13 protein-coding genes and 1 tRNA gene are annotated in these 13198 nt (G+C 31.8%); 2 read left to right on the plus strand and 12 right to left on the minus strand.

The features are described 5' to 3' along the window. The first annotated feature begins 80 nt into the window (after positions 1 to 80). Entirely contained in the window at positions 81 to 1808 is a 1728-nt protein-coding gene (locus tag ACTTAQ_RS03995) for a ShlB/FhaC/HecB family hemolysin secretion/activation protein (protein WP_440695751.1), read from the plus strand. Next, entirely contained in the window at positions 1808 to 2356 is a 549-nt protein-coding gene (locus ACTTAQ_RS04000; RefSeq protein WP_440695753.1) for an invasion associated locus B family protein, read from the plus strand. Before ACTTAQ_RS03995 ends, ACTTAQ_RS04000 begins: the two co-directional genes overlap by 1 nt. Here ACTTAQ_RS04000 and rpoH read toward each other — a convergent pair whose 3' ends face one another. The 12 genes from rpoH to ACTTAQ_RS04060 all read right to left on the minus strand — a co-directional run bounded on the left by rpoH (position 2357) and on the right by ACTTAQ_RS04060 (position 13178). Continuing rightward, the gene (gene rpoH, locus ACTTAQ_RS04005; protein WP_009360489.1) at positions 2357 to 3259 is read right to left on the minus strand and encodes an RNA polymerase sigma factor RpoH; all 903 of its coding nucleotides are present in this window, start codon (positions 3257 to 3259) and stop codon (positions 2357 to 2359) included. It lies immediately after the preceding gene. A gap of 37 nt (positions 3260 to 3296) precedes the next feature. Continuing rightward, positions 3297 to 4274 (minus strand): RluA family pseudouridine synthase, encoded by a 978-nt coding sequence (locus tag ACTTAQ_RS04010; RefSeq protein WP_440695755.1) that lies wholly within the window; start codon positions 4272 to 4274, stop codon positions 3297 to 3299. Between the two features lie 34 nt (positions 4275 to 4308). Continuing rightward, complete coding sequence (locus ACTTAQ_RS04015; RefSeq protein ID WP_440695757.1) at positions 4309 to 5040, minus strand: amino acid ABC transporter ATP-binding protein; 732 nt, start codon at positions 5038 to 5040, stop codon at positions 4309 to 4311. 5 nt (positions 5041 to 5045) lie between these two features. Continuing rightward, positions 5046 to 6092, minus strand: coding sequence for an amino acid ABC transporter permease (locus ACTTAQ_RS04020; RefSeq protein WP_440695759.1), 1047 nt, complete (start codon positions 6090 to 6092; stop codon positions 5046 to 5048). A 1-nt stretch (position 6093) separates the two neighbouring features. Beyond that, a complete protein-coding gene (locus ACTTAQ_RS04025) occupies positions 6094 to 7290 on the minus strand; it encodes an amino acid ABC transporter permease (protein WP_440695761.1) in 1197 nt (398 codons plus the stop codon). Positions 7291 to 7345: 55 nt separating this feature from the next. Next, on the minus strand, positions 7346 to 8389 hold the full coding sequence (locus ACTTAQ_RS04030; RefSeq protein WP_440695763.1) for an amino acid ABC transporter substrate-binding protein: 1044 nt from the start codon (positions 8387 to 8389) through the stop codon (positions 7346 to 7348). Between the two features lie 118 nt (positions 8390 to 8507). After that, positions 8508 to 9395 (minus strand): ABC transporter permease, encoded by an 888-nt coding sequence (locus ACTTAQ_RS04035; protein WP_440695765.1) that lies wholly within the window; start codon positions 9393 to 9395, stop codon positions 8508 to 8510. Positions 9396 to 9413: 18 nt separating this feature from the next. After that, positions 9414 to 10424 (minus strand): glycine betaine ABC transporter substrate-binding protein, encoded by a 1011-nt coding sequence (locus ACTTAQ_RS04040; RefSeq protein WP_009360482.1) that lies wholly within the window; start codon positions 10422 to 10424, stop codon positions 9414 to 9416. A gap of 193 nt (positions 10425 to 10617) precedes the next feature. Then, positions 10618 to 10694 (minus strand) — tRNA-Arg (locus ACTTAQ_RS04045). Positions 10695 to 10724: 30 nt separating this feature from the next. Next, the gene (locus tag ACTTAQ_RS04050; protein WP_440695768.1) at positions 10725 to 11516 is read right to left on the minus strand and encodes an ABC transporter permease; all 792 of its coding nucleotides are present in this window, start codon (positions 11514 to 11516) and stop codon (positions 10725 to 10727) included. Further along, complete coding sequence (locus tag ACTTAQ_RS04055) at positions 11506 to 12237, minus strand: ABC transporter ATP-binding protein (protein ID WP_440695770.1); 732 nt, start codon at positions 12235 to 12237, stop codon at positions 11506 to 11508. Before ACTTAQ_RS04055 ends, ACTTAQ_RS04050 begins: the two co-directional genes overlap by 11 nt. After that, positions 12234 to 13178 carry an L-threonylcarbamoyladenylate synthase gene (locus ACTTAQ_RS04060; protein WP_440695772.1) on the minus strand — a complete coding sequence of 315 codons (945 nt, stop codon included), beginning with the start codon at positions 13176 to 13178 and terminating at the stop codon, positions 12234 to 12236. Before ACTTAQ_RS04060 ends, ACTTAQ_RS04055 begins: the two co-directional genes overlap by 4 nt. Between the last annotated feature and the right edge of the window lie 20 nt (positions 13179 to 13198).

Here is a 13198-nt window from a genome sequence, read left to right on the forward strand (position 1 = left end):
AGAAAATTCTCAAAACCAAAACGATAATAAAAATGAAAATTCTGGTGTTAGTGAGGATGATGAAGAAGAAAAAAAAATAAATGAACAGACAAAAGCTAATTAGTATTCTTATTTTAACTCTGTGTTCTACAAAGCTATTTGCAGCTGATCCAAAAATTCCAACTGTTGATGATGTTAATCGTGAAATCCCAAAAGTTAAAAAAGATTTAAAGAAAAATGAAATGCCTTCCGATTCAATCATAGATAAAGATAAAAAGAAAGTTGATCAGGTAAAAGAAGAAGATGTAACAAAAGTTTTTGTTAAAAGTTTTATTATTAGAGGAAATAAAAAATACCCAACTGAAATTTTTGAGGCGATGGTAAAAGATAAAGTCAATAAAGAATTAGGTTATGCTGATTTAAGGAATATTATAAATGAAATGTCTTTTTACTACAGGTCTAAAGGATACTTGGCTACAGCTTTTTTACCTGAACAAAATGTAAGCGATGGTGATATTTTAATTTATATTTCTGAAGGAAGAATTGGAAAAGTTGAAATTAAAGCTGACGCAAAAAAAGTTTTAAATATTTCAAGAAATAGAATTTCTAAATTTATTTATAATAAAATTGATCCAAGTGACGTTTTAAATATTACTCAGCTTGATAAAAATATTAGAAATTTAAATAATACTCCTGGTATTAATGCAATTGCTCAGCTTGTTGAAGGGAGTTTGCCAGGGGAAACTGATGTCGTGATTTCTGCCTCAAACACTAAAACTGTAAATACAACAAGTTTAGTTGATAATAATGGATCAAGATCATCTGGTTATGAAAGAATTACAAATATCTTAAATTTTGACAGTGTACTTAATTATGGAGAAAGATTTTCTGTTACTGATGTGATTACTGAAGGTTCTCATTATTATGCTGGATCAGTAACATTACCAATTGGATATGATGGTCTTCAAAGTACTTTTAGAATTTCAAAAATGGAATATGATTTAGGAGCACCATTTGCTTCTACCGATCCAACTGGTTATTCAACAGAGTATAGTCTAGCTTTGAACAAGGAACTCATGACTAAACCAGATAAAAGTTTAAGTTCTTCATTAACTTTTGCAAGAAATGATTACGTCAATGATTTAAACACTGGTAGCAATAGTAATAAAGATATCTCAAAAGCTGTTTTAAGTTCTACCTTTAATATTCAAGATAAAATTTTCTCTGGTGGTGCAAATTCTTTCACATTTTCAGTTACAGGAGGTCATCTTGATTTAACTGATAATATGACCAATTATGATACTGATCAGCTGACTGCAAAAACAGATGGCGATTATTGGAAGGCTGCTTTAAATTTTAATCGGTTTCAAAGAGTAACAAATACAGTGAATTTAAATTTAAAATTTAATGGTCAGTATACTGATATGAATTTGGATGGTGCTGAACAAATCAGTTTAGGAGGACCTTCCGCGGTTAGAGCATATCCAGGAAATGAAGCAGCGGGTGATCAAGGTTTTGTGACAAGTTTAGAAGCAAACAAAATATTTAAAGGAAATAAAAAATTAACTTTATTTGGTGATTATGGAAAAATACAGTTACATAAACAATTGTGGGCTAATTGGAATGCAACGAATACAAAATTAAAAAATCAATATGATCTTTATGGAGTCGGTTTATCTTTTTCAATGCCAGTATTTAAAAATTTTAGTTTAACAGCAACTTATGCTGAAAAACTTGGGAATAACCCTGGCAAAGATACAAATGGTAATGATGTTGATGGATTGACTTGGGATAGTAGAAGTTTAATAAGTTTAGTAGGTCAGTTTTAATGTTAAATAAAATCTTAATCATATTTTTTTTATTAACCGGATTATCATTTGCAGGTCACAAAGCTGGAGACCCACCACCAAAAGTTTCATCTCAGCAATATAATAGTTGGACCTATCAATGTATTGAGGATCATGGAAAAAAGAGATGTGAGGTTTCGCAGTCTTTGCAAATACAAAATTCAAATCTAAGATTTAGTATCAATTACTTTAAATTTAAAAATAAAGAAAATGAAGTTAAGGATATTATTAGTATTATCGCACCACTTGGTGTTAATCTTAGTCAAAAGTTAGCAATTAAGTTTGATAACAATTCACAAATTAATTTAACTTGGACCAAATGTGAAGTTGTGGGCTGTATGGTGATATTAAGTAATAATACAAAAGATAAAATAGCATTAGAGATATATAAAAGAATTAATGATGGTTTTAAGAAATCAAAAAAAGCAGCAATTGGTGTTGCAGGTTTTGCTGGCAAACCACTTGCAATTGAGATCAATCTTAATGGTTTTAATGGAGCAACAAAAGAGCTTGCTAAACAAAAACTATAGTTAGTTTACAGAAATTAGTTTTTGGTCTTTAGCTTGTTCAAGCATTTCTTTTTGTAGTTTTTCAAATGCTCTATTTTCGATTTGTCGAATTCTTTCACGACTAATATTATATTTTTGGCTCAATTCTTCTAATGTCTTTGGCTCTTCATTTAATCTTCGATCAAATAAAATTTCTTTTTCTCTTTCATTTAAAATAGACATTGCTTTATCTAGTAACGCTTTTCTCTTATTAGTTTCTTGACGGTGCGCAATTTGTAACTCTTGGTCAGCATTTTCATCCACGACCCAATCCTGCCATTCTGATTCACCTTCTTCACCAGAAATAGTAGCATTTAGTGATGCTTCAGGACCTTTCATTCGCTGATCCATTGAATTCACTTCATCTTCAGTCACATCAAGTCGGTTTGCAATTTCTGTAACTTGTTCTGGTAAAAGATCAGTTTGGTCTGATCTCATAATTTGGTTTTTCATTTTTCTTAAATTAAAAAATAACTTTTTTTGTGCAGCGGTTGTACCAATTTTAACTAAGCTCCAAGATCTTAAAATATATTCCTGCATAGACGCTTTAATCCACCACATTGCATAGGTTGCTAATCTAAATCCTCTTTCAGGATCAAATTTTTTAACAGCAGTCATTAATCCGATATTACCTTCAGAAACTAACTCACTCATTGGAAGACCATATCCTCTGTAACCCGTTGCAATTTTTGCAACTAATCTCAAGTGAGAAGTAACCAGTTTATGAGCAGATTCTTTATCACCTTTTTCCCTCCAATTTTTAGCTAGGATATATTCCTCTGCTGCATCCAGCATTGGAAATTTTCTTATCTTTTGTAAATAAGAGTCAAAACTCCCATCAGGAGATAAAACAGGTAGATTGGTTTTACTTATTTCTTTACTCATGCTGTATATGTAATTTTTAATTTCAAACCTTCAAGGCTCAATTTTTTAGTGTTTCCAGCCTATTTTTTAATTTATTTAAATCATCTGGCAATTCTGAGGCAAAGAATACCTCTTCATTTGTTGTTGGATGAACAAATCCAAGTGTATGAGCGTGTAGTGCTTGTCTTTTTAATGATTTTAAAATTTCTTCAAATTCTTGATCAATACCTCTAATTTTTTTTATCTTTTTACCATAGGTTTGATCTCCCAAAATCGGATTACCCTTATGAGACATGTGAACTCGAATTTGATGAGTTCGTCCGGTCTCAAGAATACATTTTACCAAACTTATATCTGGAATTTTATTTCCTTTAAAAACTTCTAGTGTTTCATAATTGGTTATTGCATCTTTACCTCTGATCACATCTGCGCTCATTTTTTGTCGGTTAGTTTTATTCCTACCAATTAAGGTTTCAATTTTTCCATGAAGAGGTCTGAGAATTCCGTAGACAAAAACTAAATAACTTCTTTTAATTGAATGTTTTTCAAATTGTTTTGCAATAAAGGCATGAGCTTGATCATTTTTAGCAACTACTAATAGTCCACTGGTATCTTTATCAATACGGTGAACTATACCAGGGCGATCTTCACCATTTATACCTGAAAGATTATTTTTACAATGATAAAGCAAACCATTAACCATCGTATCCTCATAATTACCCGCACCTGGATGAACGACCATTCCAATAGGCTTATCTATGATAATGATATCTTCATCTTCAAATATAATGTTAAGGTCCATTTTCTTTGGGATAAGATTAATGGTCTCTTCTATCAAATTTTCAAATTCGATTTGGTCTCCTGATTTAACTTTATGAGATGGATCTTTTAAAATTTCACCATTTAGTTTAAGGAGCTCAGTTTTTATAATTTTACTTACCTTTGATCTGCTAATTTTTGGATATTGTTTTGCTACAACTTGATCAATTCTTTTTTGATCAAAGTTCTCATCAACTACAAAATTATAGTTATTCATCTGAGTTAAAGTATATCTTATCTAAACAAAAAGTTTATAGAATTTGACTTAGGAAAAGTTTTGTTCTCTCATTCTCTGGGTTATCAAAGAAATCTTTAGTCTTTTTAGCTTCTACAATATTTCCTTCATCCATAAATACGACACGGTCTGCAACTTCTTTTGCAAAACCCATCTCGTGTGTTACCACACACATTGTCATACCGCCTTTTGCTAAATCAACCATCACATCTAAAACCTCTTTAATCATTTCAGGGTCTAATGCAGATGTGGGTTCATCAAAAAGCATAATCTTTGGCTCCATACAAAGTGCTCTTGCAATTGCAGCTCTTTGTTGCTGTCCACCTGATAACTGTCCTGGGAACTTTGCAGCCTGATCATCAATTTGAACTTTTTTCAAATAATCCATAGCTAAAGCTTCAGATTCTTTTTTTGTCTTTTTCTTCACCCAAATTTGAGCAAGTGTACAATTTTCTAAAATAGATAGGTGTGGAAATAAATTAAACTGTTGAAACACCATTCCAACTTCACTTCTAATTGCTGAGATATTTTTTGTATTCTCATCAAGAGTCATGCCATCTACTATGATTTCACCTTTTTGATGTTCTTCTAATCTATTGATGCATCTAATTAATGTAGACTTTCCTGATCCAGAAGGGCCACAAATAACAACTTTTTCTTTCTCGCTAACCTCAAAGTTAATGTCTTTTAGGACGTGAAAATCGCCGTACCATTTATTAACCTGTTTTAATTGAATTATGCTTTCCATTGTCCCTAGTTAGTTGTTTTTAATTTCCTCTCTATACTTAAACTATATCTGCTCATAGCGAAACAGAAAATCCAGTAAACTAAAGCTACAAATACATAACCTTCTGTTGCCATTCCAAGCCATGCAGGATTTGTTTTTGCTAAATTTACCATTCCTAAAATTTCAAGTAGTCCAACCACAAAAACTAAAGGTGTATCTTTAAATAATGCAATGAAAGTATTAGCAATTCCAGGTATCACTAATTTCAGAGCTTGTGGAAGAATAATAAAAATATGACTTTTCCAATATCCCATACCAATTGCTTTTGATGCATCATATTGGCCGCGACCTACAGCTTGCAATCCACCTCTAACCACCTCAGCCATATAAGCAGCTTCAAACAAGGTAATTGCAATAATAACTCTAACTAATTTATCCATATTAGTTCCAGCTGGTAAAAGAAGCGGGAACATAACGCCTGCCATAAATAAAACTGTAATTAGAGGAACCCCTCTCCAAAATTCAATAAAGCCAATTGAAAAATATCTCACTACTGGAAGATTTGATCTTCTTCCCATTGCTAAAAGAACACCTAATGGGAAACAGAAGATGATTGCAAATATTGATATAACAAGTGTTAAAAATAATCCTCCCCATTCCCTTGTATCAACTGGCATTAAACCAAGAAAGCCACCAGAAAAAAGCATTAAGGATAAAATTGGAAATGGAATAACTAAAAATAAAAATAGATATTTTTTGTATTTTTCATTTAAAAATCTGTAGACAATAATTGATACGACCAAAAATCCAAATGGAAGATTGATTCTCCAAATTTCATCATTTGGATACATTCCATATAAGAATCTATTAAACCAAATTTTTACAAATACCCAGCATGCTCCACCTGAAACACATTCTTTTTTACTTTCACCTGAAAAAGTTGCGCTGATAAACATCCAATCAAGTAGTGGTGGAATAGTTAGATAGATTAAATAACTAATTGATATTGTAAGAAATGCATCAATAGGTGATGAAAAAAACTTCTCTCTAATGTAATTTAAAGTTTTATTCATATTATCTTTCCGTCAAAGAAACCTTTTTGTTGTACCAATTCATAAAGATAGAAATACTTATACTTAACGTTAAATAAGTAAGCATCGTGATGGTTACAATTTCAATTGCCCTACCTGTTTGCATTAAAGCTGTTCCAGCAAAAACTAAAACAATATCTGGATAAGCAATAGCAGCTGCTAAAGATGAGTTTTTAGTCAGATTTAAATACTGGTTTGTTGTTGGTGGTATAATAATTCTTAATGCTTGAGGAATGACCACTAATCTTAAGATTTGAGTATTCGTTAAACCAATTGATGCTGCAGCTTCTTTTTGCCCTTTATCAATTCCTAAAATTCCAGCTCTAACGTTTTCTGCAATGAAAGTTGATGTATAAATTGATAATGCAAAGGCTAGGGCCAAAAATTCTGGTATAATTGATGAACCTCCAATGTAGTTTGCAATTCCCATTTTAACTTCAAGTTTTGGATGAGAAAACTCAACACCAACGCCAAAAATAAATATTACTAATGTTGGTAAAATAATTAAAATTCCAAGCGAAATTAGAAATTGAGGTAATTGTTTTCCAGTATTTTCTCTTAATCTTTTGGCATAGACATTAAAGAAATAAATAGAAATAAATGTAAAAATTAAGCCATAAATTAAGAAACTTAAATTTGTCCAAATAAACTCTGGAAAATAAATACCTTTGATATTTGCATAGATAGAGTCAAAAAACACAATGGAATTTTCTGCCTGAGGTAACAAACGAAGTACCGTGAAATACCAAAAAAAGATTTGAAGTAATAAAGAAATATTTCTAAAAAACTCAATATAAGAAGTCGCCAATCCTGATGCTAAAGGATTTGATGAAAGTCTTAATATACCAAATATAAAACCAAGAATGGTTGCAAATATAATTCCAATAACAGAAACTAGAATGGTGTTTAATAAACCTACTAAATAAGCACGACCATAAGTCATACTAGAGTCAAACTCGATTAAACTAAACTGAATATCAAATGATGCTTTGTTACTTAAAAAGCCAAATCCAGTATTGATACCTCTTGCTGAAAGATTTGAACTTGCATTGAATGAAAAATAAGAAATGATTGATAAAACGAATATAATAAGAATTGCTTGTGGTAATAAAAATTTTACTCTTGGATGATCATTTAAGTACTGATCAATTTTTTCTAAATGATTTTGAATAAAAGACATTTAAGGTAGATTAAAAAAAAGGGCTGGAAAATCCAGCCCTTTTTTAAATAGTGTTTTATCTAACTGGTGGTACGTAAAGTATTCCGCCTTTAGTCCATAAGTTATTTGGACCTCTGTCAGGTAAAATACCAGTATCAGCTATATGCTTTTTATAGCTTTCACCATAGTTACCAATTTGCTTGATAATTCTATAGCTCCACTGGTTATCTAAACCTAAGGCTTCACCATTTTTAGTACCTTCAGCACCTACTATTCTTTGAATAGCTGGGTTTGGACTGCTCTTTAGAGAGTCAATATTGCCTGAATTTACGCCGTACTCTTCAGCTTCAATCCATACATTTAATGACCATCTTACAACATCTTCCCATTTAGAGTCACCTTGTCTTACAACAGGGCCCAAAGGTTCTTTAGAAATTGTCTCTGGCAATACAATGTGATCGTCAGCTTTAGACATTTTAGTTCTTTGAGCTGCTAATCCTGATTTATCAGTTGTATAAGTGTCACATCTACCAGCATCATAAGCTTGAACAACTTCGTCCGCTTTTTCAAATACTACAGGCTCATATTGAACACCTTTAGATTTAAAGAAGTCAGCCATGTTAAGTTCAGTTGTAGTACCAGTGTTTGTACATACTTTTACACCGTTTTTAAAATCATTAACTGATTTTATTCCAGTTGCTTTTCTTACCATGAAACCTTGACCATCATAGAAGTTTACACCAACGAATGTTAATCCGATTGAAGCATCTCTTTCTAATGTCCAAGTTGTATTTCTTGAAAGTACGTCGATTTCTCCAGCTTGTAATGCAGTGAATCTTTCTTTAGCACTTAAAGGTGTATACTTTACTTTATTAGCATCACCTAAAACTGCAGCAGCTACTGCTCTACAAACGTCTACGTCGATACCTGTCCAGTTTCCTGATGCATCAGCATTAGAAAATCCTGGAAGACCTTGTGAAACTCCACATTTTACAAAGCCCTGACTTTTAGTAGTGTCTAAAGTACTAGTTGTTTTTTTAGCTCCACCGCCGTCGCCGCAAGCTGTTAAAACAAAAGCTAATACTGATAAACTACCAATTGCTTTCATTATGTTTTTCATTGTTCCCCTTTTAATTTAAATTAAAGATGCCTTAAGATAGAAAAATCTAAGTTAAATTACAATTGTTTAATTACTCAGTTATGAATTTGGGATATAGGTTCTTCAATTATTAGTTGAATTATTTCTTCATTACATCTTTGTGTTTTTGCATACGTCTTGCATAGTGCTGAGATATTCGGTCAAATATGATTGCAAGTGCAACAATTGCTAGACCATTCATAACTCCAAGTGCAAGATATTGGTTTGAAATCGATCTTAGAATTGGGACACCAAGACCGCTCACACCAATCATAGATGCAATCACGACCATTGATAACGACATCATAATTGTTTGATTAACTCCAGTCATAATAGATGGAAGAGCCAATGGAAATTCTATTTTATAAAGAATTACAAATTTAGAAACGCCAAGAGCTTTACCAGCTTCAATCAATTTTGCATTTACTTCTCTAATTCCAAGATTTGTTAATCTTACAATCGGTGGAATAGCATAAATACAAACTGCAATAAGGCCTGGAACCTTTCCAATTCCAAGTAACATTATAATTGGAATTAAATAAACAAAGGTTGGTATCGTTTGCATTGTATCAAGAACTGGTGACATAACTAAAGAAACTCGATTTGATTTTGCCATTAAAATTCCAAACGGAGTTCCTATTAATAAACAAAGTAATGTAGCAACTGAAATAATTGCAAGTGTCGACATAGTATCTTCCCACATTCCAAAAAGACCAATTATAATAAAAGCTAGTATTGTCCCAAATACTAAACTTAATTTTTGCGATGCTTTCCAGGTTAAAAAGGCAATGATACCAATAATAATTAGCCATGGAGAATTAATTAATAATTTTTCAAAAAAAACTAAAAATTGTAATAAGGGATCAAAAAAATTTTCTATACCTTCACCATATGATCGTGAAAAGTCTTTAAAAGAACTATCGACTCCTTTTTTTAAATCTCGAAGTGTTTCTCGCCCTAAAGAGGGAAAGTTTATAAGGTATTCCATCTTTAGAGCGAGATAATATTATAATGATTTTTTAATTTTATTTGCCACATCTGTTGGAAGCCATTTGGTCCAAACAGTCTCGTGTTTTTTAAAAAACTCGATTGCAGCGTCAGAACCATCTGCTTGATTTTCTGTCATGTAAACAAGCATACCGTTCATTACTTTTCCTGGATAAGTTCTTTTCTCAAAATACGTGATTAAATTTTTATCAGCATTTTTTCTAAACTTATCAGTAACCACTGTATTTACAGCTGGTGTAATCCATGCAGTTGGCTTTGGATTTGCACAATCTTTTTCAGGTTTTGCAATACATCCATCCCAGTTTTCTTTTCCTGCAAATGGAATGCCCCAGTCAAGTTTGACTAGATTATATTTTCCAATCATTGCAGTTGGAGCCCAGTAGTAACCAACCCAATTTTGTCCTCTCTCAGCTGCTTTTGCAATTGTTCCATCTAAACCAGCTGCAGAACCCGGATCAATAAGTTTCCAACCTTTTTTCTCCATTTCAAAAGCTCTAAAAAGATTTGCATTACTTAACTGACATGCCCAACCTGCAGGACAAGTCACAAATCCACCTTTTGATTTATCTTCTGGGTGTGGAAATAAATCTGGTCTTTTTAATAAATCCATCACAGTTTTAATTTCAGGATGTTTTTTTCTAAATGCAGGAGTGACCCACCATCCTTCACCAAGTCCCGTAATTGGACCTTTGTTTAATCTGTGAAGTCTTCCTTCTTTAATCGCTTTATTCAGCGGTGTAATAAATGAGTTGGCCCAAAGTTCTGGAACGATATCAGGCGAACCTTTTTCATTCATTGATGTAAATGCTGGAACGGTATCAGCTTGAATAAGTTCAACATTACAACCAAATCCTTTTTCAAGGACAATCTTATCTATATTGGCCATCAGACCAGCTGATGCCCAGTTCATATTTGCAATTTTTACATTTTTACAGGCGGCGTTACTTTCACCCGTGTTAGATAATAATAAGAACCAAGCTCCTATTAAAACCGTTAATATTTTTTTCATTTTCTCTCCTTAACTTTTACAACTTATAGTTTATACAATTAGTAGCGTTGCAATTTACAAATTACTCTACTAATAGGTATAACAAATGAGAGGTTCAGTTGAACCGTATACAACTATAAAGTTGTATTTAGCATATCTTGTGTTTTGAAAAAAAATATTGGCATATTTGTAATTTTTTATAGGACTTTTTATTTGGCGCGCCTGCAAGGAGTCGAACCCTGAACCTCCAGAGCCGAAATCTGGCGCTCTATCCAGTTGAGCTACAGGCGCATAAGCTAATATTTATCAATATTTTTGTAATTATTCACCAATATTAACTAACGTTCCGTTTCTTTTGGCGCTAACAAATGATCTATAAAATATTGAAATAGCTAGGGTAAGGTAAATTAAATTTAAACCGATTGCATAATAAATGTTTGTAAAACTAACCGTTTGATTAACAAGAATATTTCGTGTTTCTTCAAATATATGAGCAATTGGTAACCCAAGTGCAATAGGCTGAACCCAACTGGGCAGTATCTCTACAGGGTAATAAATGCAACCAAGTGGGGCTATAAAAAACAAACTTGCCCATGCCACATTTTCAAATGATGGACCAAATCTAACTAGGCCTGCAGTAACTAAAAGTCCAAGGGTTACACCAAACAAATAAAGACTAAATAATAAGAGTATCAAGGGAAACCCAAGTTCAAATATGGATATTCCAAACAATGGAATAGCTATAAAAGCAGCAGGAACCAATCCAATCATGGTTCGAATTAAAGCAGATGAAGTTAATGCCATGATAATCTCAGAAATTTTAAGAGGGGAGACAAATAAATTAATAATATTTCTGCTCCAAATTTCCTCTAAGAAAAGCATATTATAGCTAATGCTTGATCTAAATAAGAAGTCGTAAAGAATTGCAGCACTTAATATGACACCAGCAACATTGTTAAAGTAATCACTGTGCATCGTAAAAAATTTAGAGACAAAGCCCCATAGAATAATTTGTACAGTCGGCCAATAAATTAGATCAAAAATTCTTGGGAAAGATGACCTGATTAAATAAAAATGCCTTAACATTAATGATGAGGATCTTTTAATATTCATTTTTCTGCCTCACCAATTTTAAAAATACTTGTTCTAAATTTTTTCTTCCGTGTTTATCAATTAAATCTTTTGCTTTACCATGATCAATAATTTGGCCTTCTTTCATCATTAAAACATCATCACTTAATCTTGTGACCTCATCCATATTATGAGAAGCTAAGAGAATACTAATATCATTTTCTTTTTTATACTTTTCTAGATAGCTTCTTACATAGTCACCAGTATCAGGATCTAAACTTGCTGTTGGTTCATCAAGTAGTAAGATCTTTGGATCATTGATTAAAGATTTTGCTAAGGACACTCTGTTTTTTTGACCAGACGAAAGTTCGCCTGTTCTTTTATTTAAAAAAGTTTTTAAGTTTAAATCTTCTATAAGTTGATCAATTTTTTCTTTAAAATTTTTTATCAAATACATTCTCCCATAAACTTTTAAATTTTCTAAAACGGTAAGTTTTTTTGGAAGCTCGACATAAGGAGATGCAAAATTCATGATATTTAAAAACTGATGATCTTTGTAATTTAATTCTTGTCCATTAATAAATATGTTTCCTGATGTTGGAGTAATTAATCCAAGTAACATTCCAATGGTTGTTGTCTTCCCGCATCCATTTGGACCAAGAAGTGCTAAAGTTTCACTTTGGTTAATTGAAAAATTAATTCCTTTTACAGCTTCAGCTGTTTTAAATTGTTTTTTTAAGTTTTTAACTTCAATTGATTTCATGATGATGCTCTTTTTAACCTGTCATTTATTGCTATTCCAATACCTTGATTTGGAATTTTTGTAACAGATATCGTTTTATATTTTAATTTTTTAATTTGTCTTAACTTTAGATAAAGTTTTTTTGCACACTCATCCAATGATTTAGATTTTGAAAGATAGAATATATTCCCCCCTTTTAATTTTGTTTTGCCAAATACAAGCAAAGCACCATTAGGTTTTGGTTTTTGTTGATTTAAAAAAATAGGTATACCAGGAGAGTAATGTTTTTTAAGCTGGCCAGGAGATAAAATTTCTTTGGATATATTTTTTGTAACATGTTTTACAACCTTTTGAATTTCATGCTTTGTTATTTTACCAGGACGCAATACTTTAGGTCTTCCAACGAGATTAACTACAGTAGATTCAATTCCAACCTTTGATTGTTTACCATCTAATATGAATTTAATTTTTTTTCCAAATTCATCAAAAACATCCTTTGATGAAGTAGGGGATACATGATTACTGATATTAGCGCTGGGTGCCGCTAGAGGTGCATGAGTAAGTCTTATTATTTTTCTAAAATGTGTATTTGCAGGAACCCTACATGCAATGGTGCCATTTTTATTAATAAGTTTTTTTGAAATTTTAGATTTCTTTTTTAACTTTAATACGTAGGTAATGGGTCCAGGTGAAAACTTGCGATAAAGTTTTTGAAGATATGGATTTTGCTCGGTTTCTTTAAGGATAGATTGAAGGCTATCAAAGTGAACAATTAATGGGTTTTTCTTTGGTCTTTTTTTTAAACTGTATATTTTTGTAACAGCACGATTTGAATACGCATTTCCAGCTAATCCATAGACCGTTTCAGTTGGTAATGCCGCGATGCCATGGTTTTTTAATATCTTAGAGCACTTTTTTAAATTTTTATCAGTAGGGCTAAAGATATTTGAATAGTTTTTCATTTTGAAATATTTATTATGCA

Source organism: Candidatus Pelagibacter sp. HIMB109, assembly GCF_052048155.1.
Lineage (GTDB): Bacteria > Pseudomonadota > Alphaproteobacteria > Pelagibacterales > Pelagibacteraceae > HIMB114.

Excerpts from the sequence above, each read along its gene's own strand:
- ACTTAQ_RS04015 (WP_440695757.1), bottom strand. The coding sequence starts at position 5,040 with ATGGAAAGCATAATTCAATTAAAACAGGTTAATAAATGGTACGGCGAT.
- ACTTAQ_RS04040 (WP_009360482.1), bottom strand. The coding sequence starts at position 10,424 with ATGAAAAAAATATTAACGGTTTTAATAGGAGCTTGGTTCTTATTATTA.
- ACTTAQ_RS04050 (WP_440695768.1), bottom strand. The coding sequence starts at position 11,516 with ATGAATATTAAAAGATCCTCATCATTAATGTTAAGGCATTTTTATTTA.
- ACTTAQ_RS04030 (WP_440695763.1), bottom strand. The coding sequence starts at position 8,389 with ATGAAAAACATAATGAAAGCAATTGGTAGTTTATCAGTATTAGCTTTT.
- ACTTAQ_RS04055 (WP_440695770.1), bottom strand. The coding sequence starts at position 12,237 with ATGAAATCAATTGAAGTTAAAAACTTAAAAAAACAATTTAAAACAGCT.
- ACTTAQ_RS04035 (WP_440695765.1), bottom strand. The coding sequence starts at position 9,395 with ATGGAATACCTTATAAACTTTCCCTCTTTAGGGCGAGAAACACTTCGA.
- ACTTAQ_RS03995 (WP_440695751.1), top strand. The coding sequence starts at position 81 with ATGAACAGACAAAAGCTAATTAGTATTCTTATTTTAACTCTGTGTTCT.
- rpoH (WP_009360489.1), bottom strand. The coding sequence starts at position 3,259 with ATGAGTAAAGAAATAAGTAAAACCAATCTACCTGTTTTATCTCCTGAT.
- ACTTAQ_RS04020 (WP_440695759.1), bottom strand. The coding sequence starts at position 6,092 with ATGAATAAAACTTTAAATTACATTAGAGAGAAGTTTTTTTCATCACCT.
- ACTTAQ_RS04060 (WP_440695772.1), bottom strand. The coding sequence starts at position 13,178 with ATGAAAAACTATTCAAATATCTTTAGCCCTACTGATAAAAATTTAAAA.
- ACTTAQ_RS04025 (WP_440695761.1), bottom strand. The coding sequence starts at position 7,290 with ATGTCTTTTATTCAAAATCATTTAGAAAAAATTGATCAGTACTTAAAT.
- ACTTAQ_RS04000 (WP_440695753.1), top strand. The coding sequence starts at position 1,808 with ATGTTAAATAAAATCTTAATCATATTTTTTTTATTAACCGGATTATCA.
- ACTTAQ_RS04010 (WP_440695755.1), bottom strand. The coding sequence starts at position 4,274 with ATGAATAACTATAATTTTGTAGTTGATGAGAACTTTGATCAAAAAAGA.